We start from the raw sequence: 26,377 nt of genomic DNA on the forward strand, positions 1-26,377 counted from the left end.
TGTCCGGGCCACTCGACGCGGCCCAAAACGGTCCCAGCCCGGTCGGCCGGGCACGGCCGGGCAGCAAGCACCACGTCCTCGTCGACGGCCGGGGCATCCCGCTCGCCGTGTCGCTGACCGGCGGAAGCCTCAACGATGAGACCCAGCTGATGTCTCTGCCCGCGAAGATCCCGTCCATCGCGGGCCTGGTCGGCTGGCCGAGGCGACGACCGGACACACTGCTTGCCGACCGCGGCTACGACCCTGGCCGACGCCGCTCTCGTTGTCCCAGACGAGCATCTTCGGGACCGCGCCCCAGCCGGTCAGCAGCCGCCAGTGCCCGTCGATCAGATCGGCGGTGGTCCGCGACGGCAGCATTCGCGCGGTGATCATCCTGGAGTAGCCCGACACCATGACCAGGGCCGGGGGCCGACCCGTCTGTCCATAGCCGACGGGAACCACAGGTCACACTGGGCGAGCTCGCCGGGCGAGTAAACCGTCCGCGAGACCGGGTCGACCGGCAGATAGGCCGGCCGCAGCTCGCGCACCCGCTCCTTGAGGATGGTCAGCCCGCGGTCCCAGCCGATCCGCTCGGCGATCACGGTGGCCGGCATCGTCGGCGTCTGCTTCAGCAGCTCGCGGATCACCGGCTCCACCGCGTCGACCGCCGATCCCTTCAACGGCCGCTGATAGACCGGCGGCCGGTCCGAGGTCAGCTCCGCAGGACAGTGCCTCTGGAGATCCCCAACTGCCGTGCCACCGCCCGGGCCGACAGGCCCTCGGCTCGGTGCAGCCGGCGGATCTCAGCCCAGTCCTCCACGCCGATCACCTCTCTTCCTCCTGACTCCCGTACCAGAGAAGTCAGGATGATCAAGAGATCACGCAATGGCCCGCTTTGATTCGCCGCCCGTGGTCCTCTTTTCACCCGTCGACGACAGGCTGGTTGCTCCGCTGTAGCGCAAGACGGCTGGACGCTGGCGATGAGACCGTGCACGCAGGCCCGGACCGTATCCACCGGCTGCTGAACCGGATCAAGTGGGGCGCCGACCAGGTTCTGGAAACGTGCGCGTCCTTGTCGTCTAAAAACGGCAGCAAGTTGGTCCAGGGGGCCCTCACGATTACAGCCACGGCCATCCCTCTCACCGAGGTAGAGCCGTCTGAGGTACCGCAGTCGTGTTACCACTGGTCAAGGGCCCGCGTCGGCTAATATCAGGCGAAAAGCGTTAGGAGGAGGGATCGTTGGCAGGATGTCATCTTCCAACTTCTGGCATGTATCGCCTATCGGTGATCCGATCAGGGTCGCTCACAGCGGTGCGGAGACCGCCTCCCGTATGGAGCCCGATGGCCCAACCAGCAGTGCAACGCAGGCAGACGCCGCTGCGGGCCTGCCGCCCATGAGCTATCGTGCGCGCACGCAGCATGTCATTGCGGCCACATTCTGCGTCGGCCGACGTGGCCACGATGCCACCTCTCGCACGGCGTGGGACAACCCCTGATGTCCGGGTGCTCACCCTTGCTAGAGGTATGCGCCCTCTACAAGACTTTCGGTTCGAATGAGGTCCTGCGCGACGTGAGTCTCGACGTCCTGGCTGGCGAGATTCATGGCCTGGCAGGCCAGAACGGCTCGGGGAAGTCAACGCTCGTGCGTATCCTGACTGGCGTCCTCACCCCCGATCCGGGTGCCCGCTGCTTTGTCAGCGGGGACCCTGTGCGGTTGCCGGTCCACTGGAATGAAGCGCAGGCCGCAGGACTGTCCGCGGTGCACCAGGAACTCGGTTTGTTCGACGATGCCAGCGTCGCGGACAACATCTGCGTCGGTGGTTTCCCGGTCCATCGTTGGAGCAGACGAATCGATCGCCTGGCGCGTGACAACCTCGCGCGGGAGACCCTGGAGCGCCTGGGCGTGGAGCTGGATCCGTCTGCCCGCGTCGGTGACCTGCCGCCGGCGCGGCGAGCCGAAGTGTCTATCGCGAGAGCGATCCGCAATCGCAAACCCGGGTCAGGTCTCCTCCTCCTGGACGAAGCGACCCGCGCCTTGGCTGGGCCTGAACTGGCCAGAGTCCATGCGCTCCTGAGGCGAATTGCTCAAGAAGGGGGTGGTGTCCTTCTAATCAGCCACAACCTGTCTGAATTGTTGCAGGTCACCGACCGCATCACTGTCCTGCGTGACGGGTTGGTTGTCGCTGCAGGCCTGACGACCGACACGCTGACCACAAGCCGCCTCGCCGACGTCATACTAGGGCAGCAAGCGTTGCCGCTTAGACGGCCCCCGCAGGTCCATTATCCCGGCAGGGTTCGTCAGGTCCTCCCCCCCTTCAGCTCCGTTCAGGTCACAGGTCTGAGCGGTGACCGAGTCGAGGAGCTGAGCTTCGCCGTTGCCACGGGGGAAGTCGTTGGGATTACGGGGTTCCCTGGGAGCGGGTACGAGGACATCCCGCAACTTGTGACGGGGGCTCTCCCAGTGTCAGCTGGCCAGCTGCGCTTCGGACCCAAGTCAATAGACCTTAGGCGTGTCGAAGTGGCGGACTGCATCCGCGAAGGTGTTCTACTTGTCCCTGAACGACGTGAACGGGCTGGCCTCGCTTACGATCTGAGCGTTCGAGACAACATCTGCCTTCCCTCGCTGCAGACCCACGGCTACCCTTGGTTTATGGGGTATTCTTGGCAATCCAAGCAATGCGAAGCCGCAACGCGATACCTGGACATCAGGCCATCGGCACCCATGCGTCTGCAAGTCAAACAACTTAGCGGTGGCAATCAGCAGAAAGTGCTTCTTGCCAAGTGGCTGGCCGCTGGGCCCCTCTTTCTGGTTCTTCATGAGCCCACTCAGGGCGTCGATGTCGGAGCCCGCATGGTAATCCTAGACGCTTTGCGTTCCACTGCGGATTCGGGCGCGGCAGTGCTGTTGGTGAGCAGTGAGCCCAACGATCTGGCAACGGTCTGCGATCGGGTGCTTGTGTACGACCCAAGCGGTGGGCTGAGGCAAGCCCCGTCGGTCAAGGCCTCCACGATCCTGCGTGAGGTCTACCGGACCAGCGAGGCTACCGATGAACAGAGTGAGGGCTAGTGCCGACAAGGATTGGAGGCTCCGCGCCCCGGGTGACTACCGCGGCCATCTGGCAGAGCCTCGCCTCCCGCTACGGTCTGCTCGCTGTCTGGCTCGCCATAATTATCATCTATGGAGCCCTAACTCCTTCCGTCTTCCTCCGTCCCTCGATACTGAAGCAAGTCCTGGGCTCACAACCGTCGCTCATTCTCCTGTCGCTTGCCGCGCTTTGCCCACTCCTTACAGGCGAGTTCGATCTGTCGTTCGCTTCCATCATGGGACTGACCGCCACAATCATTCCCGTCCTGTCCACTTTGGGCGATGTCAATGTGTGGCTCGCCTGCCTCGCTGCACTGGTGGTCAGCGCGTGCTGCGGCATGATGAACGCGTTCTTCGTCGTCAAGGTCAAAATGGCGTCGCTGATTGTGACATTGGGAACGGCCAGCGTGTACCTAGGCCTCGCAGAAGCCATTTCATCGTCGAGCACGGTTTCGCTGCAAAGCCCGTCTCTCAGTAGGCTGATTACTGGCCATTTCCTGGGATTACCCTTTTCCTTTTACTACAGTTTCGTTCTGTGCAGTATCCTTGCCTATACAATTGGGTGGACCCCACTAGGCCGCCATGCCACGTTCGTTGGAGCCAATCGGGAAGTGGCCCGACTAGCGGGTATCAATGTGGACCGTATCCGTGCTGCAGGCTTCATCGCTGGTGCCGTCCTCGCTGGTTTCAGTGGTCTCGTCCTTCTGGTCACCGTCGGAGGCCTGGACCCGACCGGCAGCACTAACTACGTGCTCCCGGCCTTCGCCGCAGTCTTCCTCGGCACTGCCGTGGTGCGTCCGGGCCAGTTCAATCCAATAGGCACTCTTCTTGGCGTCTACTTCTTGGAAACCGGGGTTATCGGCCTCCAAGTGCTGGGATACACCGGCTGGGTACAGGATGTCTTCTACGGAGCCGGCCTCGTCCTCGCGGTCACCGTCACGACGATCGTCCGGGGTCGTTTCGCGTAGACGCTGCCCATGACGGGTTCGGACCGCTGGAGTGCTCCCGCCGCCTGGCCCTGAACAACACCGTCAAACGCTACGCACGGCACGGCGAGCCCGACCGCCTGATCCGCACCACACCTATCGGCCGGGCCGGGCCGATCCCTACCGCGAACACTTCCACAGACGCCGCACGGAGGAACCGGCCGTCCCCACCACTCTGCTCCGAGAGATGGGTTACCTCGGAAATCGGAAGTGCGAACCTCCTGGTCCGCTACATCAACTCCGGCCGTGTCGAGGCTGACCTCCCGCCCACGCCGCATCACCGGCCTGCTGCCCACCTGGCTGACCGCCTCGACGCAGCGCCGCAAGTCCTGCGCGCCAGCTCGTCGGCGCTGCCCCGAGATGACCGCACTGGCCACGCTCCCTATCGCCGAGTTGCTCATCCCGGCCACAGGTAATGCCGCCACGCCGGCCGGCTGGATCCCCGGACCCGCGCCACCGACTGCCGTAGCTGGGGGACCTAGATCTATTGATCACGAGCGTTGTTGACACTGGTCTGGTCTTGAACATGGCGAAGGCCTCCGGTGTGGTGGGAGCTGTCTAGGAACTCACCGCACGGAGGTCTTCGTGACCCACCGTAATGCCCGGCTGACCGGCTTCGGTAGGAGACTGCTGGTCGAACGTGTCTGATCAGGCCGTCCGGCCGCGCATGTGGCCGCCGAGATGGGCATCTCCGGGGCAGCGGCCCACAAATGGAACCGCCGGTGGCGGACCGAGGGCGAGGCAGGTCTGCACGACCGGCCGAGCCGGCCCCGCACCAGACCATGGCCGCGTTGGTAGAGCGCGTCTGCGGCCTGCGGCAAAGCCGCAACTCGGCCCGGCACGCATCGGCCCGATCCTGGGCCTTCCCGCCTCGACCGTGCACCGGATCCTGGTCCGCCACCGGCTGAACCGCCTGGCCTGGCTGGATCGGCCCACCGGCGAGCCGATCCGCCGCTACGAACGAGAACACCCCGGCGAACTCATCCACGTGGACGTGAAGAAGCTCGGCCGGATCCCCGACGGCGGCGGCCACAGAACGCTGGGCCGCCAGGCCGGCCGGGCCACCGCAACAGCATGGGCTACGACTATGTCCACTCCGCCGCCGACGACCACAGCCGACTGGCCTACAGCGAGATCCACCCGACTAGAAGGTCGCGACCTGCGCAAACTTCCTCACCCGCGCGGCCAATGTTCTTCCAAAGCCAGGGCATCGACCGGATCGACCGCGTCCTGACCGACAACGCCTGGGCCTACCGCAAAGGCCTGGCCTGGAAGAACGTCCTCGCCGACCTCGGCGCAACCGGCAAACTCACGGTGCCTACCGGCCACAACCAACGGCAAGGTCGAACGCTTCAACCACACCCTGCTCGACGAGTGGGCCTACCTGCGGCGGCCCTACACATCGAACACGGAGCGGACCGGGGCCCTGGCAGACTTCCTGCACACCGACAACCACCACCGCTGCCACACCGCACTCGACGGACACCCGCCCATCAGCCGCGTCAGCAACCCTGCGGATCAATACGCACTAGAGCCTGTCTCTTGGAAGTGCGGTGCGCAGGGTGCTGCATGCTGGATCGATAACCTGTGTCGGCGTCGGCGGCAGGGTGCGAAACTTCGGGCCATCCCCTCCGAGTAAGGGCAACAAGATCAGCCCGCCCGAGGTCCTTGAAGCCCGACGCCGAGTCCGTCACCGTCACTCCTCACAGCGCATAACCGTCGAACACGCCCTCGCCGACCACAAACGCTGGAAGCAACTGACCCGCTGGACACACCGACGTGAGGTCCTGCCCGTCACTTACCGAGCTATCGCCGGCCTCGTCTCCGACCGCACCACCACCGACTGACAACAGCCACGGCCAGGAGAAACACGCCTCATCCGCTATCACGCACCATCTCGTTAGGCCGCCGCGCGAACGTCCGAGAGCATGGTCATCCGGCTCGGCCCGAAACGGCGCCCCCTTTTCCCGGCTCCGGCGCCGTGCCGGTGAGCCCGGCAGACGGTGGAGTCCACCGACACAGTCCAACCGATGTCGTCAGCACCGTCGGCCGCTGCCAGGAGCACGGCAAGAATACGTTCCCAGGTGCCGTCCACGGCCCACCTGAGCAGACGTTTGTGAGCGGTCTGGAATGAGCCCAGCTCCTCCCGCAGGTCCCGCCAGGGCGAGCCGGTGCGGTACTTCCACGCGATGGCTCCAGGGTTCGACGATGGTCGGCCCATCGCCGACCACGGACCGGATCGGCCGGCATCAACGGCTCGATCCGTGCCACATCGCAACTAACAGAGCTGCCAGCCTTGGTCACGATGACAGGCTTGGCAAACACAACGACGTCACCACATACGCCAGGTTTAATGGCTTTATGTCCACTTTGAGCGATTCCGAGGTTGCCGATGCAGGGTTTGTGGGGCGCAGGTCGGAGCTGGGGGTAATTGCGCGTTGTGCGGAGGAGGCTCACAAGGAGACTCCGTGGCTAGTACTAGTCGAGGGGGAGGCGGGGATCGGCAAGACGGCGCTGGTGCGGCGAGCGATGGAACGCTTGGATGGGTTCCGCGTGTGGTGGGCTCAGTGCGATGAGGTGGAACGGGACTGGCCATTCGGCATGGTGGAACAGTGGCAGCGGCAGGTTGAGCCCACGCTGCTCAAGGAGTCCCAGTTGTTGGGGGACCGCTTGGGCCCATCGGTGCAGCCGGTGGCAGTGGGGGCAGAGTTGGTGCAGCTACTAGGAGTGATGCAGGAGGCCACCGCCGTTGCGCTCGTCGTCGACGATGTGCAGTGGACGGACGAGGCCTCCTTGAAGGCACTCGGGTTCGTCATGCGCCGACTGTGGGCGGATCGCGTGCTGGTTGTGGCTACAGCCCGTACAGGGGTAGGGGCAGGGGGCATTGGTGCGCATGCAGGCTCGCCTGTGATGGAGGAGTGGCGGCGCATGGTAACAGGTATGGAACACAGTGTGACGTTGCGGCTAGCCGGTCTGGAACGGGCGGACGTGGTAGAACTTGCGCGGGCAGCGGGTGCAGGAAAGCTAGGGCGCGGAGCAGTCCAGCGGTTGTGGCAGCACACCGGCGGACATCCCCTATATCTGCGGTCGGTGCTGGGATCAATGCCCCCAGAGGTGTTGGCGGCAGAGACCACCCTGCCGGTGCCCGACTCGCTGGCTTCGGTAGTGCGCATCGAGCTAGCCGCCCTGCCCCAGGCAAGTCGTGGGCTGGCCGAGGCTCTGGCAGTGCTTGGCTCGGAGGTACCGCTGGCAGTGGCTGCTCAGGTAGCCGGCTCAGAAGATCCAGCCGAGGCTCTCGGACCTGTGTTGGAGCTAGGGCTGGCCTTGTGGCGACCGAGCGAGCCGTCTGCTCCAGTGCGCATTGCACATCCACTACTGCAAAAGGCCGTCGACCAGGCCATGGAACCTGTGCACCGTCAAGTACTGCATGCCAGGGCAGTGGAAGCGGTAAACGCGGACGCGGCCTGGGCTCACAGGGTGGCAGCCAGCCAGTCGGTGGACCAGACGCTGGCGAACGCGCTCGAGAGGGAGGCTGATCGCCAGCGCACGGCCGGGCAGGTCTCACGAGCCGCAACCCTGCTGCTTTGGGCGGCTGATCTGTCCCCCACTCGTGAGCAGCGCGAACAGCGCCTGCTGACTGCTTCCGCGCACGCCAACAGCCTGGTGCACTACGACCCTGAGCGAGCACGGACGCTGCGCGAGCGGGTTGAGCGTTGCGCCCCGCGGGCGCTACGCACGGCGCTACTGGGCCGTTATGCATACAGAGAGACGGACTTCACCACCGCGGTGCGGCTGCTGGACCAAGCGCAGCGCGAGGCCCAGGCCGAGGGGGATGCAGATACGGCCACCCTTGCGCGGGTGTGGCAGGCCACAGCCGCCTCCAACCTGGCTGACTTCGACCAGGTCTTGGCCCTGCACCGGCAGGTGTTCACCGACGGCGCCACATGGCCGGACGCGATGCAGGAGGCCCGCTGGCTCTACACCTGTGCGCAACTGTGGGGGCACGGAGCCTCTGCGTCGCTGAGTGTGATCAAGGATGAGCTATGCCTGCCAGCTGACCGGGAACGCGTTGACGCAGCCGACGCCCTGGTGCTGGTGGGCCGAGGTATGGCTCGCCTCGGCCTGGGCCAACTCAGAGCCGCGCGTAACGACCTGGCAGCCGTCGTGGCGCCCGCATTGAAGGCCACTCGGATCATGCGCATCTACGCGCACTGCTACCTCGCCGTTTGCCGCTATCGCCTCGGCGAGTGGGACCAGGGAATGGCAGATGCCGAGCAGGCGATCGCCGAGGGAGAGGTTATGGGCATGCACACCTTCCACGGCGTCGCGCACGGGTACTCCGTGGGCATCGCGGCGGCGCAGGGGCGCTGGCGCGCCGCGCAAGAGCACCTGGAGGCGTGCCGTACCTGGACCCCCGCCCCTGCAGTCTTCGGGGGCCTCACGGACGTTGCGGCGGCGCTGCTAGCCCGGGCACACGACGACCCCTCCGCTATGTATGAGGCGCTGAAGGATACCGACCGGGACTGGGTCGCGATCTGGCCTCACTACGACTGGTGGGTGCTGTGGGCGGAGGCCCTGGTCCGCACCGGCCGCCTAGATCAGGCGGCTGAGTCTGTCGCCCGTCTGAGAGAACTCGGCCGGAAAGAGGCTGTCTGGCTGCGGACGGCTGTGGCCCGAATCGCCGGACTGCTGGCCGAAGCCCGCGGCGACCTGGACTCCGCGCGGGCGTCCTACCAGCAAGGCCTGGATATCTCCGTTGCCAGCGATGATGCGCCCCTGGAGCGAGCTCTGCTTCAGCACACCGCTGCACGCCTCCGCCTAGCCAATCGGGATCGAGCCGGTGCCGCCGCCCTCCTAAAGCAGGCCCACGCAACCCTGGCCCAGCTCGGATCCAATCCCTACGCCGAACGCGCCGCCTCAGACCTGACCTCTTGTGGCATCGCCGCTCCCTCTGCCGCTGTCGGCACGGAGAATCTCACCGACCGCGAACACACCATCGCCCGGCTCGTCGCCCAAGGGCACACCAACCAGGAGGTCGCCCGCCAGCTATTCATCAGTCCCAAGACGGTGGAGTACCACCTCAGCCGCATCTTCACCAAACTCAACCTCACATCCCGACGCCAGCTGCGCCGCGCCCTTAGCCCGCCGGGCTCCCCCGATGAGGAGCCTAGCGTTCTGCGGACAGAGATCTGACCGTGTTTGCGGTCTCCTGGAGCGGGATCACCGGTTCAAATCGGAACCCCCTAATACTCCACCAGCGGATCGTGTCCTGAACTGGTTGTAGTCGTTTCAGGGCATGGTGGGGGTGCTTGAGGCCCGAGTGTGGGCTGTGGAGTTGGAGTCGGTGTTTGCGCGGGTGGCGTGCCGGTTCGGCCGGGCGGATCTGCGGTGGCGGAGGCGGGATTGTCGGCGTACACGGGAACGTGGCTCTGGCAAGATTTTCGTAGGCGGAGATCATCTCGGTGGCATGGTCGGCCGGTCTGCAAAGCGGGCAGCCTGCGACTGTGCTCTGTTGAACTGGCCAGTCTGTTACCGCAGTTGTCTGATGTGCTGGTGAGCTCGGGCGAGGTCTCCGATGCCGCGGTGACGGTCGGCGCCCACACGAGATCGGGTGAACCGGCGAGATGTACAGGATGCGGTCAGCTCAGCGTGTGGTGCCACAGTCGGTATGTACGGAGCCTGGCCGACGTCACCTCGCGGGCCGGCCTCTGCGCGTCGAGTTGTCCGTGCGCCGTCTGTACTGCGAGAACACGACTCGCCCGAAGGTGACCTTCGCCGAGCAAGCACCCGGCCTGACAGCGCGCTATCAGCGGCGGACACCGCGACTGCAGTGCCTGGTGGAGGACGTCGGCGTGGTGCTGGCTGGCCGGGGCGGAGCCCGGATGCTTCGGATCTTGAACATCAGGCTCTCGCGGGTCGCCGTCCTGTCCCAGCTGATGCGGGTGCCGCTGCCGCCACTGTCACGCCCCAGGTGCTGGGGGTCGACGACTTCGCGCTCTACGGCGGCGCCTACGGCACGCTTCTGGTCGATGCCACCACCCGGCTCCCGCTCACCCTCTGGGAAGGACGCGATGCGGAACAGCTCGGACGGTGGCTCCGAGAGCACCCGGGCGTCGAGGTCGCCTGCCGCGACGGCTCCCTCACCTACCGGCAGGGCATCACGGCCGGGGCCCCCGAAGCCGTGCAGGTCAGCGACCGCTTTCACCTCTGGCAGGGCCTGTCCCGCCGAGTTCAAGACATCGCCTCTGCCCATCGCGGCTGCCTGCCTGCGGCTCTGCCCACGGTCAGTGAAGGCGATCCCCCCACCGGTCGAGGAGACCACCGAGGACGCTGCGGCGAACACCCGGGCAGGGCGCCATGCCCAGAGTCTGTTCGAGGCTGTCCATGCTCTGACCCGCACCGGCCGGAGCCATAGCTCCGTGGCCCGCGAACTCGGCCTGGACCGCAGAACCGTCGGCAAGTACGCGCGCGCCTGCACCTGGCAGGAAGTGATGCGCCGGCCACCCCGCAAGCCCTCCACCATGGATGCCTACCTCGAGTACCTGCGACAACGCTGGGACGAAGGACAGCACAGCGCGAAGATCCTTCACGAAGAACTGCAGGCCAAGGGCTACCTCGGCCACTACCAACGCGTGAAAGTGGCCGTCGCGCCGCTCCGGCAGGGCCTGCCCATCGACGAGCCACGCGAGCGACCACCCTCACCTCGCGAAGCGGCCCGCTGGATCACCACCCACCCGCGCCACCGCAACCCGCACATCAACGAACGCCTGCCCCGGCTGCTCGAACACTGTCCCGAACTCAAGCTCACCCACGACCTGGTCCGCCGCTTCGCCACCATGCTCGACAACCGGGACGCCGCACCCCTGCCAGGCTGGCTGAACGACCTCGCGAACAGCGGGCTGGCCCCACTCGCCGGCCTCGCCGGAGCCCTGCATGAGACCGGCACGCCGTCGCGCAGGGCATCACCACCCCTTACAACTCCGGGGTCAACGAAGGCCGCATCACCGACGTCAAGCCCCAGAAACGGATCATGGCCGGGCGGGCTGGCGTCCCACTCCTCCGCCACCGCGTCGTCCTGATGGCCCACCTTCGCCGCCGCTATGCGGACCGGTCGACCATCTCACTGAGATGATCTCCGGCTACGAAAATCTTGCCAGAGCCGTGAACGTGCCCAGTCACGTACGGATGAACGTGCCCACTTCTTGACGTACCGGAGCTTGACCGTGGGCAGTCTGCTGCCGGCCTGTGAAGGGTGGCGGAGGGCGGCTAACCGTGGTCTTGGACCCGCAATGTTGGATGGAGCTTCGACGCTTCCGCGGGCTGTTCGAGTCCGGGGCGATGAGCCTGTCGGAGATCGCGAAGGAGACCGGGCTCAACCGCCGCACGGTCCGCAAGTACCTGTCCTCTCAAGGACCGGTCGCCCCGCCCCGTCGGGCCGCGCCCGGACACGGCCGTCGGCGGATGGTGGATGAGGTCGCGCCGCTGATCGACGCGATGCTGCGGTCCGAGATTCTGATCAAAGGTGCCGTGGTGCACGAGCGGCTGGTGGCCGAGTACGGCTTCACCGGCACCTACCAGCGGGTCAAGCTCTACATACAGGAGGCCCGGCCACGGATCGCCGAGGAACTGGGCATCAGCCCGGGTGAGCTGGCCGGCCTGCACCGCAGGTTCGAGGTCGTGCCCGGAGCGCAGGCCCAGGTCGACTGGGGAGACGAAGGTCAGATCCTCGCCCACGTCGGGATCCCGAAGGTCTACTCGTTCCACATGACCCTGTCCTACTCGCGGGATCCGTTCTGCTGCTTCACCACCAGCCAGGACCTGGCCACCTTCTTCGACTGCCACCGGCAGGCGTTCGCCCACTTCGCCGGGGTGCCGATGTCGATCGTCTACGACCGCACCAAGACCGTCGTCCGCAGGCACGTCGCCCCGGGCGAGGCCGTTCCACTGCACCCGGAAGCGGTCGGATTCGCCGGGCACTACGACTTCGACAGCGACCTGCTGGCCGCCTACCGCCCCACCGGGAAAGGCCGCGTCGAGCGGCAGGTCCTGATCGTCCGCGACCACGTCCTGGCCGGACGGTCCTTCTCCGTCTCAACTCATCAGCGTGGAGTCCTCGTTGGGTCCCTATCCTGCCGCACGCGACCTGTGCTCACGCCCTGGTCGAGTGGGTATCGTCACCCGTGAGGGTGACCGCCGCTGCAAGCTCCCGCCTCACCAGCGGGCGCTCGTGGACCTGGTGTCGCCACGGCGTGAACGTGCAGGTGGTAGCAGATCCCGCGGGCAGGCTGCTGTGGATCTCGCCTACCGGCCCCTGGGTCACCACCCGCTCAGACGCCCACCCCTCGGGGCATCGCGCGAGTGGAGTCCTGCCGGATCTTCCGCCGGGCCCGATGCAGCCCGAACCGCCTCACGTCAATCGCCGCTGCCGTCCCCACCCTGGAGAGGCAACGCTGAAAACGCTCGCTCATCCGGATGTCTGTTGTTGGAGTTGGCGGCGGAGTTGGCGGCGGTTGGTAAGGGTGAGTTTCGCGTACACGTGACCGAGGTGGTACTCGACAGTCTTGGAACTGATGAACAGCTTGTCTGCGATCTCATTGTTGGTGAGACCGTCGCTGACGAGGTGGGCGATATCGCGTTCGCGATGGGTCAGCTGTGCGAGCGCACTGGCGCCGACTGGGACCGCCGCGGCTGTCACGCCGGCAGCGCTGAGGTCAGCTGCACAGCGGGTTACGAAGGGAGCGGCACCTAGTGTGGTGAAGCGTCGGTGAGCCGCGCGCAGCCAGTGGAGGGCTTCCTCGGGAGGGGCTCCGCAAGCGGTCAGCAGGCGCCCATGGGCATTTTCCAGCAGTGCTCGGTGCAGGGGGGGCTCATCGCGATCAGCCGCAGGACCAAGGCCCCTTTCGTAATGAGTCCGAGCTTCTTGGAGATCCCCGCGCTGATGCGCTAGCCATCCGGACAGCCAAGCCGCCGCAGTCTGTAGGTGCGGATGGGCGTCCTGGCTGAGGTCTTCCAATGCGCCAACCGCCCGGTCCGCTTCGTCGAACGCGCCGCTGCCAATCAGGGCCTCCGCATGCAGTGGTCGCCACCACGTCCTAAAGTGCATGGAAAGGCCCTTGTCGGGTGCAGCCAGAATGGGTTGCATCGCGATGAGCATTCCGCGGTAATCAGCCTTAGCCTGTGCAAGGACCGCTTCGGCGATCGCGGGGAGGGGTTCGAAGTAGCCCCGACCTCCCATCAGTTCCGTCGAGCGCCTTATCCCGGTCAGCAGCTGTTCAGCCTTACTCCACTCTCCCCGTCCGGAGGGCACAAAGGAAGCAGCCGTGTAAGCGAAGGGAAACGTACGGGGACGGTTCTCCGTTGTGGAGAACGTTATCGCATGGTCGGCATTGATGATTGCCTCGTCCCATTCGCCCAACCAGTACTGTGCGCATGATAGATGTACATAGGCGTGCTGCTCCATGGCAGGGTAACCACTGGTGTGCGAGAGTCGCAGCGCAGTGCCAAGATCCTCGGCGCCGCTAGCCAATTGCCCGGCGATGGCCCGGAGTAGGCCACGTACGGCCAGCATGTACGGCCCCGAAGGCGTTTGTCGGCCGATTGGGGCATCACGAGCGATATGCGAGAACTGGTGAAGAGCTATTTGCGGACCCTCGAGGCAGCTACGAGTGATGCAAAGGGCACCGGCGATCCGATGGGCGAGGTCCTCATCAACCCCGTCAAGCCCGCACACGTATTCCAGAGTGCTGACGGACTCCCCATAGCGCTCCTGGGGAAGGTACAGCCAGCCCAGCCAAAAGCCTGCCATAGCGGCCGCCCAGCGAAGATCCGGACGGGACGCGGCGGCAGTGAGAGCATTGGTCAGCTCCGCCTCCGCTTCGCCCAGAGCCGCGGCCCCTCGGCTTTGGGCATAGGAGCCGAGGACGAGGGAGCGCAAGGGACAAGGGGCACAGGCACGTATCGCGGGCAGGAGGGACTCGACCTGGACGAATTTATCGGCCCAGGTGAGCTGTGCGGCGGCGGTCAGCAGTAGGCGTTCATGCCGGACGCGGGCGCTCGCCAGGTTGGAGGCCCACACCATGAGTGTGGCCGCCCGCTCGACTGCTCCGGCTTCGGCCTGCAGCCGAGCCTCGGCCTCCAGCTCATCGGCAAGTTGGTCATCGAGGCCTCCTGCCGCGGCAACCTTATGTGCCCACGATGCGGCCCGGTCCACCAGCGGGGCCGCCGTCGTATGCATGGCCCGCCGCCGACTCGGTTCCATATTCGTCACGACCACGTCCCGTTGCAATGCGTGCATGGCTACTGGTGTGGTCGGCTCGTTTGGCCACCATTGCACCAGGCCAGCGGTCAGCGCCGACTCCAGTGCCCCGACCGCATCCGTCACCTCACTGACTTGGGTCACCAGTGCCAGCGGCGAGCGCGCCTCCAGCACCGCCGCTGCCTCCACCAGCCGCCGGGCTGCTTCCGGCAGCCCGGCCAGTTGCTGTAGCACTGCCCCTGCCAGCGACGACGGGACCGGCAGCCGCCCGCGTCCCTCTACCAGCGACTCTGCCGAGAATTCCGAAAGCAGCGTACGCACATACAGGGCGTTGCCATGGGTGTGACGCCACAATCGCTCAGCTGCCTTCACGCTCACCGTGCGCCCTAGGGCTCTCTCAGCCAACCGGGCCACCGCTTGCGCATCCAGCCCCTCAAGCATCAGCTGATACGACCACTCCCGATCGGTAACCAGCCGCCGGATGCTCGACAGTCCTTCCTGCCCGCTACGTGCCACCAACACTGTCAGAACCTGATCAGCCTCCAGCCGACGTACGAGAAACCCGAGCGCTCGCAGCGACTCTTCGTCCGCCCACTGCACATCGTCCACTACCAACGCCACGGGGCCGCCGACCTGAAGCCGACCCATCAGCGCCAGAAGCTGCGCTCCCACCTGAAGCGGCGCCGCTGCTGGCGATCGCCCACACAACAGCGGAAAATCTTCTGCTACCTCTGAGTCGACCCTGATCAGCAGCTGTCCTACCACCCCCAGCGCCAGGTCCTGCTCCGACTCGTCCGCCGAGGCCCACAGCACAGTGAACCCCTCAAGTGTTGGATCACCGAGCCATTGCCGAACCAACGCGCTCTTGCCGACCCCCGGCTCCCCCTCGACCCACACAGCCCACGACTGGCCTGCGCGCACCTCCACGGCACACCGCCGCAGCCGCGACAGCGCCGTCTCGCGCCCGACGAACGTGCCCTCCGCATCTGGCGCAGCCATCACGCGCAACCCCTCTCGCGGCCCCAGTCCTTTCGATCAGGCGGACTCTTGGCACTCCACTGCCGACAAGATCAGAGCGACATCGAAGGGCGGGTGGGTGCGACGCCCCTCTTAGCTTGACGTCAATCTTTCTCCCTGTTTCCGCCCTGGATGAAGATTCAGCTGGTATTTACTGTGACCTTGCCGTCAACAATGCCCTTCCTTGCTTGGTCAACGGCGTCGACGACGTTTGTCATTTCCTTGTACCTCGGGTTGGAGTCGGCGAAGCCAACTCCGTTGTTGGAGAGGTTTCCACTGACCACACCCGTCAGAGGTTTACCCTCATACACGGATTCAACAAGGTCGTAAACAGCTCCACCGATGTTCTTGAGAGCGGATCCGAGGATGTATTCCTTGTACGCGGCCAACGACTTCTGCTTGTATTGGTCGGAGTCGACGCCGATAACCCAGATCTTGTTGTCGGCGGCTTCTCTGATCACACCTTGCCCAGACAGGCCGGCCGCGTGATAGAGCACGTCGGCGCCCGCTTCGATTTGGCCGTTAGCCGCCTCCTGGCCCTTGCCAGGGCTGGAGAAGCCGCCCTCCTCCGGCGTCCCGGTCAGGTATTGCGACTCGATCTTGATGGTCGGATCAACGGACTTGGCGCCCTGGACGTACCCAGCTTCGAACTTGTGGATCACTGGGATGTCCACACCACCGACGAAACCGATGTGGCCCTTTTTCGACGTCTTGGCTGCCGCGACACCTGCGAGATAGGAGGCCTGTTCCTCGTTGAATACCATGTCAGCTACATTCTTGGCCCGGACCGTTTCGTCGTCGACAATTCCGAACGTGGTGTTCGGGTATTTCTCAGCGACTTCCTTGAGGACCGGCGCGTAAAGGAAGCCGACGCCGATCACCGGGTTGTATCCCTCCTCGGCCAGTCGGGTCAGGCGTTCCGCTTTGTCTGCGTCGGACTCGCCGGGCTGCGGCTCGATGTCTCTGCCGCCGATACCGAAGTCCTCTTTGGCCTTCACCAAACCGGAATACGCGGCGTCGTTGAAGGACTGGTCACCTCTACCACCGAGGTCATATGCCAGCGCAACGCCCTTGCCCGAGTACTTGCCGGGCTCATTGGCACCGCCGCTGGAGCCGGAGTCGCCGCAGCCAGATGCAGCGATGGCGACAATCGCAACTGTCACGGCTGCTTGCGAGAACCTGGCCCTCTGGGATTTCAGAAGCATGACAGGCGCCCTTCACGTAAGGTTCCGCCGATCAGATGCCCCCATGATGCATCTTGCGCCCTTTCGCCGCTCGGCGCGCAGTGACGTATACGGGCTGGCCGGGGCGTGGGGCTGTCAGCAGGCTGTGAAAGCTTCTCCCCGCGGCTGTCATGGCATGCTCGGCCGTTCCGAAAAACTCTGGCCCGAACCCCACGGCGACTACGGCCGTTCGGAAAAACTCTGGCCCGAACCCCACGGCGACTAGGGCCTGTCCTGGCGATCTTCGACGTCAGCACGCTCTCCGGGAGACCAGGACCTGACACCCCAGGTCGGCGAACAACGGGGAAGGCCAGTAATGCGGGTCGAGTACGACGCATCGGCGGATATGGCGTACATCTACCTTGTCGACACGATCGCCCCAGGAGAGGGCGTCCGGCAGGTACCTGCCGAGGACGACACAGCGATACTCGACTACGACTCACACGGACGGCTTCTGGGCATCGAGCTGTTCAGCGCCCGACGCCGATTGCACCCGGAACTGCTGGCCAGCGCCGAGAGGATCGACCGTGAGCCGCGTCCGCCGAGCGCGTGATTCGTTGAGACAGCTATGGGGAGTCGGGGCGATCTGACGGATGCCCAGTGGGAGCGGCTTGAGCCGCTTCTGCCGGTTAGCAACGGCCGTTGTGGCAGGTGGCGGGACCATCGGCAGGTGGTGAACGGGGTCTTGTACCGGATTCGGACGGGCGTGCAGTGGCGGGATCTGCCGGATCGGTACGGGCCGTGGAAGACGGTCCACGAGCGGCATCGCCGCTGGTCGGCGGACGGAACGTGGGAGCTGCTTCTCAAGCGGGTCCAGGCCGAGGCGGACGCGGCAGGTGACATCGACTGGGACATCTCGGTTGACTCGACCTCCGTGCGCGCGCACTATCACGCTGCCGGCGCCCGGCAGGCTCCGCCACCCGTTCCCAAAAGGGGCTCCGCTGCAGCGCTCAGAACCGCTCGGATCCGGGCGGAACTGGTCGACCGGCTGGCGGAGGTGGTGCGGGAGGTGAGGCGCTCGGCCGCTCGCGTGGCGACTTCACCACCAAGCTCCATCTAAGCGCGGACGGCCATTGCCGCGTGCTGTCCCTGGTCAGCGCGCCGACTGCACCCAGTTCGAGCAGGTCATGAACAAAATCCGCGTGCCTCGACTGACGCTGGGCCGGCCTCGCACCAAGTCGGACAGCGTCAGCGCGGACAAGGGCTACAGGAACCGCCGGACCCGCCGCTACCTACGCAGACGCGGGATCCGGCACGTCATCCCGGAGAAAGCCGACCAGGCAGCCAACCGTGTCCGACGCGGCAAAGCCGGGGGCCGACCGCCCGTCTTCGGCAAGGATCGCTACAAGAAGCGCAACACCGTCGAGCGGGCGATCAACAAGCTGAAGACTTTCCGCGCAGTCGCGACCAGGTTCGACAAGCGCGGCTACGTCTTCCTCGGAACCGTCACCGCAGCCGCACTCGTCATCTGGCTTCGCGCATGATCGCCAGGACACTGCCTAGATCGCCAGCTGGCCATGTTTCCTCTTCCTCCCAGCCGTACCCACTCCGGCTGGCTGTCTTCTGCGCATGCGTTCGGCGACGGCCGGGACCGTAGCCGGAGGCGGTGAGCATGTGCGGGGGGGGGAGGAGGGACCGTTGCTGTCGGGAGCAGCAGCACATCGGCGTCGGCCTCGACGGCGAAGCGCATGGACGCCGACGCAGGGGAGGGGGCGCATGCCAGGCCGGCCCCAGACAGGCGCAGCCTGGGCTGGCATCCACCGATGGTGGCGACCGACAGTTGGAGGAAGGCACGGACCTTGGATCCCGTCGCGATCAGGACCCTTTTCCGTGATGCCGCTCCAGGGTGTGGACGCGGCGAGATTGACGAAATTCGATTTGGGCTGCACGGGGATCTGGGGAAGATCCGGCACGGCGTCACTCATGCGATTCCGCGCTCGGCTGACGGTTAGCTGGACCGGTGTGAGGTCGCGGCCTGACGTGCGTCTGAGGGGTGCCGTTCCGCCAAGGTCCGGTCTATGTAAGCGCGGGCGGCAAGAGCAGCAGCGTTTGGCCTTGACAGATCCGGATGCTCCGGTGGGTGCAACCGCGGTGAGGTCGTGGCCGGGCAAGGGGAGATCCATCTCAATCTAGCCAGGAAGCCCGGGGCTTCAGCCCCGGGAGGAATGGCTCCTTTGTGGCGGAGCCGGGCAGCGGCAGAGTTCTCTGCAGATCTGTCAGTAGCTCAACTGATCTCCGATGATCATGCCTACTAGCTAGTGTCCTGAGCCTGGAATTCTGCTCAGATGTGCAGGCTTGTTGCATGGCGGGGGTGGGGCCGCTGAAGGCCGAGTTGACGCTGTCGGTCGAGGAACGTGCTGCACTCAAAGAGCGGGTCCGGTGTCGTGCCACGCCGCAAGCGCGGGCGTTGCGTGCCGAATCATCCTGGCGTGCCGAGGGCGCTTCCAACAAGAATGTGGCGGAGCGGCTTGGTTCCACACCTCATGCGGTGGGCCGTTGGCGGTCGAGGTTCGTGCAGTGCCGGATTGCCGGCCTGGGTGACATGCGGCGTCCGTGCGGGCCCCGGAGGGTGACCGACGAACAGGTAGCCGCGGTCATCACGAAGACGCTGGAGTCCACGCCGAAGAACGCGACGCATTGGTCGACGCGGTCGATGGCGAAGGAGAGGGGGCTTTCACAGTCGTTGGCGTAGCGGATCTGGCGGGCGTTCGGCCTGCACCCTCACCGGTCGGAGACATTCAAGCTCTCGACCGATCGGTACTTCATCGACAAGGTCCACGATGTGGTAGGGCTCTACCTGGACCCGCCCGAGCGGGCACTGGTGTTCTGCCTGGACGAGAAATCCCCTGGACAGGTCACAACCGATCCTGCCGATGATGCCCGGGTTCCCGCACGGGCAACGCACGACTACGTCCGCGCCGGGACCACCACAATGCTTACTGCACTCGAGGTCGCCACCGGCAGAGTGATCAGCTCACCGCAGACACCGGGCCGAAGAGTTCAAGAAATTCCCGATCAAGCTCGACAAGGAAGTCCCGACCGGCCTCGCGATCCACCTCGTGTCGACAACTCGGCTGGCCGGTCGGGAGCTTGCGGGCGGCGGTCGTCCCCACGGGTGGTGATCCCCCACAAGTGGTGATAACGATGACCCCACTCGACCGGCGTGTGAGGCAGGTCGAGTGAGCAGGATAGGAACGCGAGGCGCCTGTGCCGCGGGTTGCGACTGCGAACATCTATCTCACTGGCACGGAAGCCTCGTGCGTTGCGGATATCCGGACCGGCACCCGATCGCTGCCTACCCTGAAAAGACTCATTCTTCCCTGATCGTACCGGAATGGCTCCATGCGGGAATATCAATCACCGCTTGCCTCGAGCTTCCAAACGGAGCTTCCCATGTTGTTCAGCTCCTTCGAAAGTACCCTCCACTTCCGCCCCGCGAACTCCACATCATCGCCGGCGTCTGCGGTAATAGGTGCAATCCTTGAATTGGGTCCCACAAGGTCAGCTGTCGGAACTTGCGCCTTCAGTTCGATGAGCGTACCAAAAATGGTGGAACCCTTGGGGGACCTGGTGATGACAGGCGATTTTGCTACGCTCTGGAGCTCCTTGTGTTCGTTCCAATTGTGGGCGTACTCCGTCCAGAAGGTCTTCTCGGTCTCTTTGTCGTCCTTGTAGAGCTCGTAGAGAAGCTTCAGTACGGCAACCTTGTTCTCGTTTGAGCCGTTCTTCAAGAAGGGGTCACGGATGTATGCCGCGGTTCTGACGCTGTCAAGGTATTCTCTCGTCTTACCCTTGCCACTTGTCTTGAGCAAGGTCTCCAATTCGATCAAGAAGACGCCCGCCGTTTCAGACCCCTCCATCAGCTTCGCATGCCCACACTCATGAAATACGATCCCGCTGCCCTTGCTTTTGTTCTTGTACTCGACTTCGTCGAGAACGACTGTGTACAGATTTATCCGCTTGAGCCAGCCTATGTAGTCACGAGAGATTCCCATGTCGAGCATCTTTGGAATGTAGACATTCCGAAGCTTCGTCCTTATGTTCACGACTGCGTCTGCCCTGGTGAGACACAATCCGGCATTCCCGACACATCCGGCTGGGAGTACGACGATTGTGTTCGCGTCGGTGGAAAATCCTTCGACATTTCCAGCCAGAGCAATGGCCTCCGTGTCTAGATCCTTAGAGAAGCCAGCATACTCTGAGTCTTTCTGGAGGTTTGAATCCCTCATGGACTTCTCGAAATCTTTTGCGGCGACCTCGTCCTTCTTTGCCACCTCCTTTTCCCGAATAGCTCTTCCTAGCTCCCGTGCCAGTTTGGCACCTTTCTTTACGGACGACGCTATCGAAGACGTTGATCGGTCTTCCAGCGCGGTGAGTCCAGCCGCCACCGCGCGGGAATAGATCTCGTCTTCCAGGGTTTCCTGAATTTTCTCTTCCATGGGTCATCTCCATGCCATGTCCCGCCGAGCAAAACGATGCTGCCCAGACTTCCATGAGTGATGTATGGTGCACGGAAGTGGGTCGTGTCTCATCACTGCTTGGATAGCCTGCTCATCGCGAGGTAGGTAATTTTAAGGATCTCGTCATCGGACAGGTCAGCCGCTCCGGGAACGTTCAGAATCGCCTCGCTGATCACCTGTGTAAGACTCTCCAGGGCGCGGATCCCCGAGGGATCGGCATCATGGAGTTCCTGCCAGTACGCATAGGGCTGCCATCCGTCGTCGTCCTGGCCGTCCTCGCGGTCGCTGAATACGTAGGAACCGTCGATCTTCATTGCGTAGAATCTTGTGCCCCGAATAGTGCCTTCGGGGTACGGGTATCCGCGCAGAGAAGTCGACGTCAATCCCTCCCGGGTCTCATCCATGCGCTGCTCCAAAGGCGCCCATGATCTTTCCGGGGCGTCATCGCGATCGGAGTACAGCCACGTCTGGGTGGCGGAATCGTACTTGTAGAATTCTGTTCCTGGAATTTGATACCGATCGAAGTCCGTATTCAGTGTTCCGATATTCGATATTTCCCCTTCGTGGCGACTGGCGCCGGCTGCAGATCTTGAATATTCGATCCATGCGGCGAGAATCGAGCGAAGCCAAGGAACGAATTCATCGGGGGAGTAATCTGCCCCCAGGTGAGATTTGAGTTCTTCAGCAGTGCGAGCGTCCAGCCACGGCAGTAGGATTGAGACGATTCTCGGCGCATCGTAGCGGAACCACTGCTCGTCTTCGAATATCAGCGCCCCAATCTGCTGGCTGAGTTCCTTGAGTTCCTCGCTGAAGGGCTCATCTTCGTCGAGGAGGGCATCACAGATAGCATCTTTAAGCTTTTCAACGGTGTCCGTGTCCAGATATACGGTGCCCGGGTCTTCTTCTTCCATCGTGTATCCGTTCCACAAGCCAAACGGCTAGTTTTGTCGCGTTACATCTGGCAGCAGCGCCACATCGGTCGCGAGAGAGTGGGCACGTCAGAGACGGCGATCGCTGGAACTGATGGTGCAGTCTCAGACCAAGAATTCGGCAAGCGAACGGGCAGGCGTCGAGGCAAGAAGCCCCTCACATACCGGTCGAGATGGTGCGTGACGAGAGAGCTTCGACAAGGGGCCCACGCTGCACGGCCAGGACTGCGGCTGTCAGATCCTGGTTCCCGCCATGATCCGCCGGGCAGGGCGAGTGTCGGGTGCGTTCGTATCTTCTTGCAGAGGGACGCGCTATTGCTGAGGCTCACTCTGACCACGTCCCTGGCCCTGGGGGAAAGCGATCACTGGCGAGCCCATCCGCCGCCCTTGCACAAGATCGAGCGGACCCAAGCCTCATGATCTCCAGGCGGAGGAATTGGATCCATATCTTCAGTGCCGGCACGGCAGGTCGTGGCTAGGCTTGGATCGTGGTCTCCATGCATCGTCGTCCGCAGCACGACCCCCCGCCATCGCGTGCGGGAAGCGTCCTGTTCGGACGCTCGGCAGAACTGGCGACACTGCGGCGAATCGCCAATCAGGTGAGAACGGGTGAAGGCGTCGCAGTGTCGATCGAGGGTGCCCCGGGATGCGGAAAGACTGCCCTGTGCCAGTGCTTTGCCGCTTCTCTGAAAGACTTCACCGTGCTGCGGGCGATCTGCGATCCCGCGGAGCAGCATATGTCCCTGGGGCTGGTGAGCCAATTGCTGGGCAATGTGCCCAGACAACTGCTGTCGCGCTACCCCCTGCTGGACGACCTATCGGTAGTACCCGAACGTCAGCTCAAAGCCACGGCCTTCAGCCTGGGCCTCCAGCTGGCCTGTCTTCTTGATGACCTTACGAGTATCCGGCCGCTGGCTATCATCATGGATGACGCGCTGTGGGCCGATTGGCGGTCGTTGCCGCCCCTGCGCATCGCGCTGGACAGACTGCAGGAAAGCGCTGTGCTGTTCGTCGCCACCCTGGACACGGGAGCCGTCCCTGGCTCGACTGACCTCGCAAACCAGCTGTTCAAAGGCCTGGGCCTGGGGCATCGCACTCAGCTCGTCCTGCCCGGTCTCGACGCCGCCGCAGTCGCGGAGTTCGCTCGTGCACTCGTACCGGGACACAAGTGGAGTCAAGCTGCCCTGGACAAGCTCTGGCGGCGTACTGAGGGAAACCCCCTCTACGTGCGGTCCGTGCTCACGCATGCCGACCCTGCCGGATCGGACGACATGCAATGGGTCACGCGGATGCCCGAAACGCTCTCCGCGATGGTGCACAGCCGACTCCGCACGTTCGATGCTGATGCCCGGCGGCTGGTCGAGGCGCTCGCGGTCTTCGACTCGGCGGTCGCCGTCGAGGTCGCCGGCCGCGTCGCCTCCGTAACGCATCCCGAGCAGGCACTGCGGCAGCCCGTTGATCTAGGCCTGGTCGTACAGACAGTCCACGACGGTGTCGTGACCGCCTCCATCCCGCACCGCATCCAGCGGGATGCCATCTACGTTGCGCTCAGCCCCACACGCCGGCGGGACCTCCATAGGGCCGCGGCAGTTGCGGTCACCGGTCCGGCGAAGTGGATGCATCGGGTGGCCGCAGCGGACAGTACAGATATGGCTCAGATCGCCAGCGGTCTGGAGAACGCTGCCGAGCGCTGGATTGCGGACGGAGACGTGGACCTGGCCGCCAGCTTGCTGCTGTGGTCCGCTGAGCTGTCGGACACCAGGGAAAGCCGCGAGTGCCGTCTGCTCACCGCAGTGGTTCACCTTCTCTCCGCACGCCGTACGGACCGGGCTCTGCCGCTGCTGGGCTCCGCTGCGGACTGCGCGCCCTCCCCACTGCGGGATTGCGCACTCGGCATGGCATCGGCCTGGCGGGGGGACCGTGTCAACGCCGAACGGCTTCTGTCCAGCGTCATACGCACCACCTGTGACCATCCGGGACTGGAGTGGGTCGCCCGCGAAGCCGGTGGCGTACTCGCCTCGCTCTACGTCTGGCTCGGTCTCGGCACCGCTGCGATGCGGATGCAGCGCAAAGCGATGGCCATAGGCCATCATGCGTCTCACCTGGTCAGCGAGGCAGAGGGGAACCTGTTGTCCGCCCGGCTCCTAGAAGACGGCCCGGCCGTTGTCGTCGCATACCTGGACAGTCTGTCCGCGGACCGCACCAATCAGCCGGCCGAAGCCCATATTCACGTCGGTGGATACTTCCTCGCTTGGGCCTCGCTCTGCCGCATCCTCGTCGGTCAGCTGGAAGCGGGACGGGACGACGCCCTCAAGGCCCTCTCGACCGAGAAGCAGGGGCGTACCTCGGCGTTCACCGGTGATTTCGCCCATTACAGCCTCGCCGCCGCGCACTACTGGATGGGGGCTTGGGAGGATGCCGACGAAGCGGCGCAACGTGCGATCTCGCTCGCCGTGGCCTTCGAGCATCCATGGGCATGCGTTCGCTCGTACGCGCTAGCGGCCTTCGTAGCCGCCTCCCGGGGACAATGGGGCCGCGCGGCCGAGTGGATCGCCGAGTCGGAAGCCTGTCTCCGCTCGGGCCCCCCACAGTACGTCCTCTTCCCAGCCATGGCCCGTGCCGTTCGGGCACAGGCACAGGGCGACCACCCAGCAATGCTGCGTGCGCTGTCACCTCTGCTTGACATGCCGGGTCCGAACGGGTGGCGTGAGGTTTACGCCGCATGGTGGCTTCCGCTCCATATCGAGGCGCTGATCTCTTGCTCCAGCCTTCTTGACGCCGAGGCCGGACTGGAGCGACTTCGCGGCGATTCTGGACAGGATCCGCCGGCAGCCGTCCTTTGGCTCACTGGCCGGCTTTCTGAAGCCCGAGGCGACCTTTCCAGCGCCGCTCACCAGTACCAGGCCGCGATAACGAACCCCTCCGGTTCGGACGAGGTGCCCCTACAACTAGCGCGTGCCGAACAGGACTACGCGCGCGTCCTCTCCCTGTTGGGGGACGACACCCGGGCCATCGAGCATCTGCATCGTGCGTACCGCGGCTTCGAAGGGCTCGGGGCTCGGCCGTACCTTGCTGCCTGCCGGGAACTGCTCGCGGACGCGCTCCGGCGATGACAGCGGTACTAACAGACCGCTGAACTCCTCAGCACATGCACACCACGGGCATCTTCCTTTGTCAATGCTATGACCTTTCTCTTGTAGAACGGAATGCCTGGGCCGGTTCACCGAAAAGGCGCCAGCCCATGAAATTTCACCAGGCGCGGGGAGCACGTTCGTCGGGTGAGCGAGCTGTCCCAGTTGCGGGCGTATGCCTCAGGGGCGCGAGAGGGCCAACCATGGATGGTGCTGGTCAAGGGAGAGGCGGGAGCCGGCAAGACCGTACGGCAATGGCTGAGTGAACCGGAATCAAGCAGTTCACCGTTCTGCGGGCTCTGGTCCATCGGCTTGGATCTGGCCGAGCGGCGCCAGAAACTGCGTTCCCACCTGGGACGGGCCATCGAATGGGACGGGCCATCGAACAGCGATCCCTCACTCAGCAGAGGATTGGACCACGTGTGGATCCTGTCCCCAGCAGGTGGCTGAGCACTCCCCAGCGCCAAGTCCTGCTCCGACAAGTCTGCTGGACGGCGGAGCGGCTGTGGAGCACACAAACGGCAACGCACTGTACGTGAGCACGCTGCTCGCCGAGTTTCCGGAGGAGTCCGTGGCGCAGGGACGGGAACGGCTGCCAGTGTCGTCCTCGCTGACGGGTACCGTGATGCGGCAGCCGGCCGGGTTGCCGGAGGCAACCCGGCGGCTGGTGGAAGCGACGGCGGTGTCGGACTCCCGCTCACCGCTGGCAATAGGTCGCTCAGGTTTCGGATGAGGCTGGGAGCCCCGCTGAGAGCGGGGTTGTTGCGTTGGTGGCCAACAAGCCGACCACACCGGTGGTGGTGAACCACGCTCTGCAGTCCGAAGGGTCACGACGGCGCTTAACCCGACACGACGGCACCGTGGCGCTGGTGATGGACGAGCACTGGCAGATGAGAAGTCTCTGGGGGTACTTGGGCTGACCGCACTCGTGGCCTGTAGCAGGCAGGAGCACCTGCTGTAGATCCGGCGGCTGGTGACCGACAGGGAGCGGTCGTGCCACCTGGTACTGAAGGGGATGCCTTACAGGAAGTAGCGCAGTTCGCGGGGCGTGTCCCGGGACACGCGGGGCTCTGCACGCGGCGGCCCCGATGGTGGACCGGGCTGCCTCGTGGGCACACAGGGTTGCCTCTGCCGGACCTCACGACGGCCGCCTTGCGGCTGAGCTGGAGATCCGGGGCCCGGCAGCAGGCCGGCACCGGGCGGCGGAGCGAGCAGGCCCGCTCCTGGTATTGGCCTCAAAGCTGGCCCAACCCCGGGCCGAGCGCGAACGCCTACTCCTGACAGCGGACCTGGGCTGACAAGTTCCCCCAGG

General features: G+C 64.6%; 11 protein-coding genes and 10 pseudogenes. 15 read left to right on the plus strand and 6 right to left on the minus strand.

Translation table 11 applies throughout. From position 1 onward, the window contains the following. Positions 1-26: 26 nt before the first annotated feature. Positions 27-249 (plus strand): annotated as a pseudogene (locus ACZ3IJ_RS27590) (transposase); the annotation flags it as partial. On the opposite strand, the pseudogene ACZ3IJ_RS27595 reads toward ACZ3IJ_RS27590, so the two are convergent. Beyond that, positions 238-808: pseudogene (locus tag ACZ3IJ_RS27595) on the minus strand (transposase); the annotation flags it as partial. The pseudogenes ACZ3IJ_RS27590 and ACZ3IJ_RS27595 overlap by 12 nt on opposite strands. A gap of 741 nt (positions 809-1,549) precedes the next feature. Between ACZ3IJ_RS27595 and ACZ3IJ_RS27600 the strand changes: the two are divergent. The 4 genes and pseudogenes from ACZ3IJ_RS27600 to ACZ3IJ_RS27615 all read left to right on the plus strand — a co-directional run. Beyond that, positions 1,550-3,046 (plus strand): ATP-binding cassette domain-containing protein, encoded by a 1,497-nt coding sequence (locus ACZ3IJ_RS27600; RefSeq protein WP_467472445.1) that lies wholly within the window; start codon positions 1,550-1,552, stop codon positions 3,044-3,046. A gap of 32 nt (positions 3,047-3,078) precedes the next feature. Then, positions 3,079-4,032 carry an ABC transporter permease gene (locus tag ACZ3IJ_RS27605; protein ID WP_467472447.1) on the plus strand — a complete coding sequence of 318 codons (954 nt, stop codon included), beginning with the start codon at positions 3,079-3,081 and terminating at the stop codon, positions 4,030-4,032. 603 nt (positions 4,033-4,635) lie between these two features. Continuing rightward, positions 4,636-5,575 (plus strand): annotated as a pseudogene (locus ACZ3IJ_RS27610) (IS481 family transposase); the annotation flags it as partial. A gap of 145 nt (positions 5,576-5,720) precedes the next feature. Beyond that, positions 5,721-5,897: pseudogene (locus ACZ3IJ_RS27615) on the plus strand (transposase family protein); the annotation flags it as partial. On the opposite strand, the pseudogene ACZ3IJ_RS27620 reads toward ACZ3IJ_RS27615, so the two are convergent. Then, positions 5,871-6,300: pseudogene (locus ACZ3IJ_RS27620) on the minus strand (transposase); the annotation flags it as partial. The pseudogenes ACZ3IJ_RS27615 and ACZ3IJ_RS27620 sit on opposite strands and share 27 nt — an antisense overlap. A 111-nt stretch (positions 6,301-6,411) precedes the next feature. Between ACZ3IJ_RS27620 and ACZ3IJ_RS27625 the strand changes: the two are divergent. The 6 genes and pseudogenes from ACZ3IJ_RS27625 to ACZ3IJ_RS27650 form a co-directional block, all read left to right on the plus strand. Next, positions 6,412-6,888 (plus strand): annotated as a pseudogene (locus ACZ3IJ_RS27625) (AAA family ATPase); the annotation flags it as partial. A 639-nt stretch (positions 6,889-7,527) separates the two neighbouring features. Then, a complete protein-coding gene (locus ACZ3IJ_RS27630; protein WP_467472653.1) occupies positions 7,528-9,243 on the plus strand; it encodes a LuxR C-terminal-related transcriptional regulator in 1,716 nt (571 codons plus the stop codon). A 475-nt stretch (positions 9,244-9,718) separates the two neighbouring features. Next, positions 9,719-10,465: a transposase gene (locus ACZ3IJ_RS27635; RefSeq protein ID WP_467472449.1), complete on the plus strand. Its 747-nt coding sequence runs from the start codon at positions 9,719-9,721 to the stop codon at positions 10,463-10,465. Positions 10,466-10,469: 4 nt separating this feature from the next. After that, on the plus strand, positions 10,470-11,129 hold the full coding sequence (locus ACZ3IJ_RS27640; protein WP_467472451.1) for a hypothetical protein: 660 nt from the start codon (positions 10,470-10,472) through the stop codon (positions 11,127-11,129). Between the two features lie 259 nt (positions 11,130-11,388). After that, positions 11,389-12,126 (plus strand): annotated as a pseudogene (istA, locus tag ACZ3IJ_RS27645) (IS21 family transposase); the annotation flags it as partial. A 40-nt stretch (positions 12,127-12,166) separates the two neighbouring features. After that, positions 12,167-12,504 (plus strand): annotated as a pseudogene (locus ACZ3IJ_RS27650) (hypothetical protein). 10 nt (positions 12,505-12,514) lie between these two features. Here ACZ3IJ_RS27650 and ACZ3IJ_RS27655 read toward each other — a convergent pair. Together ACZ3IJ_RS27655 and ACZ3IJ_RS27660 are read right to left on the minus strand one after the other, a co-directional pair. After that, on the minus strand, positions 12,515-15,304 hold the full coding sequence (locus ACZ3IJ_RS27655; protein WP_467472655.1) for a helix-turn-helix transcriptional regulator: 2,790 nt from the start codon (positions 15,302-15,304) through the stop codon (positions 12,515-12,517). 158 nt (positions 15,305-15,462) lie between these two features. Further along, the gene (locus tag ACZ3IJ_RS27660) at positions 15,463-16,527 is read right to left on the minus strand and encodes a BMP family lipoprotein (protein WP_467472452.1); all 1,065 of its coding nucleotides are present in this window, start codon (positions 16,525-16,527) and stop codon (positions 15,463-15,465) included. Positions 16,528-16,861: 334 nt separating this feature from the next. On the opposite strand from ACZ3IJ_RS27660, the gene ACZ3IJ_RS27665 reads away from it, so the two are divergent. The 3 genes and pseudogenes from ACZ3IJ_RS27665 to ACZ3IJ_RS27675 form a co-directional block, all read left to right on the plus strand. Next, a complete protein-coding gene (locus ACZ3IJ_RS27665; protein WP_467472454.1) occupies positions 16,862-17,098 on the plus strand; it encodes a DUF2283 domain-containing protein in 237 nt (78 codons plus the stop codon). 15 nt (positions 17,099-17,113) lie between these two features. Continuing rightward, a pseudogene (locus tag ACZ3IJ_RS27670) lies at positions 17,114-18,029 on the plus strand (IS5 family transposase). Positions 18,030-18,847: 818 nt separating this feature from the next. Further along, positions 18,848-19,513, plus strand: a pseudogene (locus tag ACZ3IJ_RS27675) (IS630 family transposase); the annotation flags it as partial. 385 nt (positions 19,514-19,898) lie between these two features. Here the strand turns inward: ACZ3IJ_RS27675 and ACZ3IJ_RS27680 are convergent. After that, on the minus strand, positions 19,899-20,984 hold the full coding sequence (locus ACZ3IJ_RS27680) for a hypothetical protein (protein ID WP_467472456.1): 1,086 nt from the start codon (positions 20,982-20,984) through the stop codon (positions 19,899-19,901). Positions 20,985-21,076: 92 nt separating this feature from the next. After that, entirely contained in the window at positions 21,077-21,916 is an 840-nt protein-coding gene (locus ACZ3IJ_RS27685; protein WP_467472457.1) for a hypothetical protein, read from the minus strand. Between the two features lie 515 nt (positions 21,917-22,431). Between ACZ3IJ_RS27685 and ACZ3IJ_RS27690 the strand changes: the two genes are divergently transcribed. Further along, positions 22,432-25,047 carry an ATP-binding protein gene (locus ACZ3IJ_RS27690; RefSeq protein ID WP_467472657.1) on the plus strand — a complete coding sequence of 872 codons (2,616 nt, stop codon included), beginning with the start codon at positions 22,432-22,434 and terminating at the stop codon, positions 25,045-25,047. Positions 25,048-26,377 lie beyond the last annotated feature (1,330 nt).

Source organism: Streptomyces sp. NPDC013317, assembly GCF_055563155.1.